Genomic DNA, 2191 nt, shown 5'->3' on the forward strand with positions numbered 1-2191 from the left:
AAGCGCGCGACCGAATCCCCCAACTCGAAACCGAACTCGGCGATTTGGCCGACGAACTGACGAAGACCGAACGGAACGCCGGGCAGATAGAGGACGTGGTGTCGGACCTCAAGGATGAAAAGTCCGAACTCCAGTCGGATTTGGACTCGGTCGAGCATGAGATCCAGTCCAAGCAACAGGAGTACGCGGAACTCGACGCACGGGCGAACGAGAGCGGTGATTCCTCGTTCGGCCGCGCCGTCTCCACGATTCTGAACGGCGGACTGGACGGTGTTCACGGGGCGGTGGCCCAACTCGGCAGCGTGGACCAGCAGTACGCGACGGCGTGTGAGACGGCCGCCGGTGGCCGACTGGCGCAGGTCGTCGTCGACGACGACAGCGTCGGGCAGCGCTGTATCGAGTACCTGAAACAGCGAAACGCCGGACGGGCGACGTTCCTGCCGATTTCGAAGATGAACAAGCGCCGTCTTCCATCCGTGCCGAACACGCCAGGGGTGGTCGATTTCGCGTACAACCTCATCGACTTCGATTCGCAGTACGCGTCGGTGTTCTCCTACGTCGTCGGGGGCACGCTCGTCGTGGAGGACATGGAGACGGCCCGCGACCTGATGGGCGACTTCCGCCTCGTCACGCTCTCGGGCGAACTCGTGGAGAAGAGCGGGGCGATGACAGGCGGTTCGACCAGCGGGTCGCGGTACTCCTTTTCGGCCTCCGGAAAGGGGAAGATCGAGCGCGTGGCGCGGAAAATCAACGAGTTGGAGGACGAACGCCAGTCCATCCGGAGTTCGATCAACGACGTCGAAGAGCGGTTGGACGACGCCCGCGACCGACAGACGGACGCAACCGACCAGGTCCGAACCATCGAAAACGACATCGAGCAGAAGGAATCCGAACTCGAATCCATCGAGGAGCGCATCGGTTCGCTCCAGTCGGAGATCGATGACCTACAGGAGGAACGCGAGGACGTAACCGCGCGTATGGAGGAACTCGACGCCGAGGTGACCGCTCACGACGAGACCATCGCGGACATCGAGGACGACATCTCGGAGTTGGAGAGCGAACTCGCGGATTCGCAGATTCCGGAGTTGACCAGCCAGGCCGACGAGGTACAGGCCGAAATCGATTCGCTTTCCGACCGGATGGATTCGCTCGACGGCAAACTCAACGAACTGCAACTCGAAAAACAGTACGCCGAGGACGCCATCGACAACCTCCACGACGACGTGGAATCCGCGCAGAATCGCAAGGCCGAGCAGGAAGAGCGCATCGCGGAATTCGAAGCGGACATCGAGGAGAAAGAAGAAATCCTCGAAGCGAAGCGCGAAGCGGTCTCCGAACTCGAAGAGGAACTCTCCGAACTCAAGGAGGAGCGCGCCGAGCAGAAGGAGGAACTGCAGGAGGCGAAGTCCGAGCGCGACTCACAGCAGTCGAAGGTCGAAGCCGTCGAGAACCGCCTCGAAAGCCTCCAACGAAGCGCAAATCGGCTCGAAGAGGAGGTCGCCGATCTCCGCGAGGAGGTCGGCGAGTACGACCCCGAGGACGTGCCGGATCACGACGAGGTGCAGGAGAACATCGACCGACTCACGCGGGCGATGGAGGCGCTCGAACCCGTCAACATGCTCGCCATCGACGAGTACGACGAAGTCGACGACGAGTTGGACGACCTCAAGGAGCGCAAGGCGACGTTGGTCGAGGAGCGGGACGGCATCCGGGAACGCATCGACTCCTACGAAGCCCAGAAGAAGGAGACGTTCATGGAGGCGTTCGACGCCATCGACGAACATTTCCAAGACATCTTCACGCGTCTGTCGGCCGGGTCGGGCGAACTGTTCCTCGAAGACGAGGACGACCCGTTCGACGGCGGCCTGACGATGAAGGCGCAACCGGCCGACAAACCCGTCCAGCGTCTCGACGCGATGAGCGGTGGAGAGAAGTCGTTGACCGCGCTGGCGTTCATCTTCGCCATCCAGCGCTACAACCCCGCGCCGTTCTACGCGCTGGACGAGGTGGACGCCTTCCTCGACGCCGTGAACGCCGAACGCGTGGGCGAGATGGTGGACGAACTCGCGGGCGACGCCCAGTTCGTCGTGGTCTCGCATCGCTCCGCGATGCTCGACCGTTCGGAGCGCGCAATCGGGGTGACGATGCAGGGCGACAACGTGAGCAGCGTGACGGGTATTCGGTTGGATGG

At 62.4% G+C, this 2191-nt stretch carries 1 protein-coding gene; it reads left to right on the top strand.

Going from position 1 to position 2191, the window contains the following annotated elements; genetic code table 11:
• On the top strand, window positions 1–2191 hold a 2191-nt coding region (gene smc / locus WBV42_RS17540), incomplete at both ends, for a chromosome segregation protein SMC (protein WP_423987168.1).

The organism is Haladaptatus sp., assembly GCF_049589095.1.
Taxonomy (GTDB): Archaea; Halobacteriota; Halobacteria; order Halobacteriales; family Haladaptataceae; genus Haladaptatus.